We start from the raw sequence: 5,569 nt of genomic DNA, 5'->3' as shown, positions 1-5,569 counted from the left end.
GGACCACATCCAGCAACGACCAGTCCACGAACGGCTCCAACGCCGCCGCACACTCCGCCATCCGCCCGGCGAACACCGCCGACTCCTCCAGCAGCGCGGCACCCATGCCCACCCACTGCGCCCCCTGACCCGGGAACACCCACACCGACCTACCGACGACATCGGCCACACCCCGCACCACACCGGGCACCGACTCACCCGCGCTCAGCGCACCGACACCCGCCAGCAGCCCCTCACGATCCCCACCGACCACCACCGCACGGTGCTCGAACACCGATCGCGACGACACCAGCGACGACCCCACATCCACCAGACCCAGCTCGCCGACCGCCTCCACCTGCGCACCCAGACGGCGCGCCTGCTCGCGCAACGCCTCAGGACTCTTCGCCGACACCACCCACGGCAGCACCCCGCCGACCGGACCGGCAGGCTCACCGGTCTCCGGTTCCACTGCCTGCGGCACCTGCTCCAAGATCACATGGGCGTTGGTGCCACTGATCCCGAACGACGACACCCCCGCCCGGCGCGGACGACCGGTCTCCGGCCACTCGGTCGGCTCGGTCAGCAGTTCCACCGCGCCCATGGACCAGTCCACGTGCGACGACGGGGCGTCCACATGCAACGTCCGGGGCAGCACCCCGTGCCGGAGAGCCATGACCATCTTGATCACACCGGCCACACCCGCCGCGGCCTGCGCGTGACCGATGTTCGACTTGATCGAGCCCAGCAGCAGCGGCCGATCCTCGTCGCGATCCTGACCATAGGTCGCCAGCAGCGCCTGCGCCTCGATCGGGTCGCCCAGCGTCGTGCCGGTCCCGTGCCCTTCCACCACGTCCACCTCAGCGGAGGTCAAACCCGCACCGGCCAGCGCCTGGCGGATCACCCGCTGCTGCGACGGACCGTTCGGCGCGGTCAACCCGTTCGACGCACCGTCCTGGTTGACCGCCGACCCTCGCACCACCGCCAGCACCTGATGGCCGTTGCGGCGCGCGTCCGACAGCCGCTCCAGCACCAGCATGCCCACACCCTCGGACCAGTTCACCCCGTCGGCCGCGTCGGAGTAGGACTTGCACCGGCCGTCGCCGGCCAGCCCGCCCTGCGCACTGAAGTCAATGAACGGCCCCGGATTGGCCATCACCGTCACACCACCGGCCAACGCCAGGCTGCACTCACCCGACCGCAGCGCCTGCGCGGCCAGATGCATCGCCACCAGCGACGACGAACACGCGGTGTCCACCGTCACCGCCGGGCCCTCCAACCCGAAGGTGTAGGACAGACGACCGGTCGCCACGCTTCCCGCGGTGCCGGTACCGACGAACCCCATCACCTCCGGCGGGAACGACACACTGGTCGCGTAGTCGTGGTACATGACCCCGGCGAACACCCCGGTACGGCTGCCCCGCAACGAGACCGGATCGATCCCGACCCGCTCGATCGCCTCCCACGACGTCTCCAGCAGCAACCGCTGCTGCGGATCCATCGCCAGTGCCTCATGCGGCGAGATGCCGAAGAACCCCGGGTCGAACTCCCCGGCCTCGTGCAGGAACCCACCCTCACGGACGTAGCTGGTCCCGCGATTCTCCCGATCCGGGTTGTAGAAGGCCGCCGGATCCCAACCTCGCGTGGTCGGGAACGGCGAGATCGCGTCTGCGCCCTCGGTGACCAGCCGCCACAGGTCCTCCGGGGACGTGACCCCGCCCGGATAGCGGCACGCCATGCCCACGATCACGACGGGGTCGTCGGCCACCGGCCGGACCTCGCCGGGAACCACCACATCGGCGTGCTCGCCGAGCAGCTCGGCCAGCAGGAACTCCGCCAGCACGGCCGGCGTCGGGTAGTCGAACACCAACGTGGCCGGCAACCGCAGCCCGGTCGTACCGTTCAGCCGGTTGCGCAGTTCCACCGAGGTCAACGAGTCGAAGCCCAGCTCGCGGAACTCCCGCCGCACCTCCACCGTCTCCGGCGAGAGATGCCCCAGCACCATGGCCACCTCGGTACGCACCAGATCCACCAGGACCTCGGCGCGCTCGGCCGCCGCGAGCGGAGCCAGCCGCTGAAGCAGCGTGCTGGCCGCCGCCGACCTCCCGGCGGCAGACCGGCGCCTTCCCCGTACCAGCCTGCGCAGCAGTGGCGGAATCTCGCCCTGTGCTCGCAGCACCGGCAGATCCAGCCGGACCGGGGCCACGACCGGTTCGCTGGAACGGACCGCCACCTCGAACAAGGCAATGCCCTGTTCCGGTGCGAGTGGCGGCGTACCGGCACGGGCCAGCCGCTCCATGTCGCCATCGCTCAAAGTACCGGTCATCCCACTGTCCTGAGCCCACGCCCCCCAGGCCAGCGACAGCGCGGGCAACCCCGCGGCCCGGCGCTGCTGGGCCAGCGCGTCGAGGAACGAGTTGGCCGCGGCGTAGTTACCCTGACCGGGAGCTCCGATCACGCCCGCCACCGACGAGAACATGATGAAGTCGGCCAGGTCCTCGCCACGAGTGAGCTCGTGCAGGTGCCAGGCGGCGTCCACCTTCGGCCGCAGCACGGTGTCCAGCCGCTCCGGAGCCAGCGACGGGATCGTCCCGTCGTCCAGCACACCCGCGGTGTGGATCACCGCGGTCAGCGGGTGCTCGGCGTCCACCCCGGCCAGCAGGGCCGCCACCTGATCCCGATCCGCCACATCACAGGCGGCGACCGTGACCTCGACCCCGTGCGCGATCAACTCGGCCCGCAACTCCACCGCACCCGGAGCCTCCAGACCCCGGCGACTGGTCAGCAGCAGATGCCGCACACCCCGCTCGGCCACCACATGCCGCGCGAACAGCGCGCCCAGACCACCGGTGCCACCGGTGATCAGCACCGTGCCCTCCGGGTTCCACCGCCGGGGCATGGTCAGCACGATCTTGCCGGTGTGCTTGGCCTGGCCCATGAACCGGAAGGCATCCCGGCTCCGCCGCACATCCCACACCGTGACCGGCAACGGCCGCAACTCACCGGCCGCGAACAGCTCCATCAGCTCGGCCAGGATCTGCCGCAACCGCTCAGGCCCGGCGTCCATCACATCGAACCAGTGATACTCCAGCCCCGGGAACTGGTCCTGCTCGCGGATGTCCAGCTTGCCCATCTCGATGAACCGGCCGCCCGGACGCAGCAGCCGCGCCGAGGCGTCGATGAGCTCCCCGGTCAGCGAGTTGAGGACCACATCGATCCCCCGCTCACCGCACACCTCCCGGAACCGCTCCTCGAACTCCAGACTCCGGGAGGAGGCGATGTGATCATCCGGGATGCCCAGCGAACGCAGCACCTCCCACTTGGCCGGATGCGCCGTGGCGAACACCTCCACTCCCAGCCGCTGGGCCAGCTGGATCGCCGCCATACCCACACCACCGGTGCCCGCGTGCACCAGCAGCCGCTCGCCCTCCCGCAGCCCGGCCAGGTCCATCAGCCCGTAGTAGGCCGTCAGGAACACCACCGGAATCGTCGCGGCCTGCTCGAAGGAGACCCCGTCAGGGATCTTGGTCAACCCGCCGGCGCCGGTGACCACCACCGGGCCGAACGCGCCCTCGGTCAGACCGGCCGCCCAGTCGCCCGGGCGCAGGTCGTCGACCTCGGGACCGACCTCCAGCACCACGCCGGCGGCCTCACTGCCCATCAGGCCGACCTTGTCCTGGAACCAGCCCAGCGCGTTCAGCCCGTCCAGCAGGTCCCGGAAGTTCACCCCCGCGGCACGCACCGCCATCCGTACCTGCCCGGCCTGCAGCGGCTCGGCCATCCCCGAAGAGGGGAGCAGCTCCAACGCGTCCAGGCTGCCCTTGGCCCGGCTGCCCAGCTGCCACCCCGTACCGGACGGAGGCAGCAGACCCGCCCCCGACGCCAGCGATGCCAACCGCGGCACCTGCACTTCACCGTCACGCACCGCCACCTGCGGCTCACCCGAAGCCAGCACCGCGGGCAGTATCCCCGGCAAGGCCGGCAGCGACGCCTGGTGTTCATCCACATCGACCAGCACGAACCGGCCTGGGTTCTCCGACTGGGCACTGCGCACCAATCCGCAGGCCGCAGCGGCCGGCAGATCCGACACCACTTCACCGTCTCCGGCCGCGACCGCACCCCGCGTCACGAACACCAACCGTGAATCGCGATACCGCTCATCGGCCAGCCACTGCTGCAGCACGGTCAGAACGCGCGCGTTCAGCTCGTGTGTCGCGTCCACCACCGCGCCGACCTGGTCAAAGATCAGTTCGGTCACCACAGCACCCGGCACCTGGTCCGTGTCCCCGAACACCGACGGATCCGCGAGGTCGAACACGTCGAGGCCGACAACCGCCACCGTGGGCGCGGGGTCGGCCACCGGCGCCACCCGCGCCGACGGCAACGCCGTCCACTCCACCCTGAACAGGGAGTCCCGCTCGCCCCTACGGTCACCTTCGCCGGTGGCCGCCGTGATCGGGCGCAGTACGAGTGACCGCGCCGTCAGCACCGGCTCCCCCGCCATATCGGCCACCGCCAGCGAGACGGCATCGCCTTCGGTCCTGGCCAGTCGTACCCGCAGTGCCGACGCGCCACCGGCGTGCAGACACACCTCACCCCAGGAGAACGGCAACCGGCTGCCCTCGGAGTCGTCCAACCCCGCGAACGTCACCACGTGCAACGCCGCATCCAGCAGGGCCGGATGCACACCGAACGAACCGGCATCCGATTCGAGCCGACTCGGCAGGCTCACCTCGGCGAAGATCTCATCATCACGCCGCCAGGCCGCCCGCAGGCCCTGAAACAGCGGTCCGTAGCTCAGCCCGCCCTCAGCGAGCTGGTCGTACAGCCCGTCCAGCTCGATCGCGGACGCGCCCTGCGGCGGCCAGACTTCGGTATCGAGTCGCTCGGCGGTCTGGCCGCCGATGGCGAGGACGCCGACCGCGTGCCGTACCCACGGCTCGTCATCGCCGGCCTCGGCCGGCCGAGTGTAGATGCTCAGGTCGCGTCTGCCCGACTCCTCCGCGCCCACCCACACCTGCACCGCGACGGCGTCGGTTTCGCCCAGTACGAGCGGCGCCGCCAGGGTGAGCTCCTCCACCAGGTCGCAGCCGACCTGGTCACCGGCCCGGATGGCCAGCTCCAGGAACGCGGTGCCGGGGAACAGCACCCTCCCGCCCACGGCGTGATCGGCCAGCCATGCCTGCGACCGCAACGACAGCTGGCCGGTCAGCAGTACGCCGTCTGAGGCGGCAAGCGCTACAGCGGCGCCCAGCAAAGGATGCCCTGCCGCGGCCAGCCCCAGGTTTCGAGCGTCACCCATTCGCTGTCCGCGGGGCCAGTACCACTCGTGCTGGAACGGGTAGGTGGGCAGGTCGACCTGGCGTCCGCGCGGGAGCACCGCCTGCCAGTCGACCGGCACTCCGTGCACATGCAGCTCGGCCAGCGCCGTCATGGACGCGACCTGCTCGTCGCGGTCCTTACGCAATACCGGCACCAGCACCGCGTCCGACTCCTGCACATCCACGTCGGCGGCCAGGGTGTCGGCGGCCATGGCGGTCAGCACACCATCGGGGCCCAGCTCAAGGTACGCCCGTACGCCCTGGCGGTG

General features: G+C 70.7%; 1 protein-coding gene. It reads right to left on the bottom strand.

Annotation, left to right across the window (positions count from 1 at the left end):
• Nucleotides 1–5,569: SDR family NAD(P)-dependent oxidoreductase (locus tag ABT061_RS48125; RefSeq protein WP_350930425.1), on the bottom strand; the 5,569-nt coding region annotated here is incomplete at both ends.

Origin of the sequence: Streptosporangium sp. NPDC002544, from assembly GCF_040295965.1 — a bacterium.
GTDB lineage: Bacteria > Actinomycetota > Actinomycetes > Streptosporangiales > Streptosporangiaceae > Streptosporangium.
The sequence above is the reverse complement of the archived record's forward strand: the minus strand, read 5'-3'. Positions and strand labels throughout refer to the sequence as shown.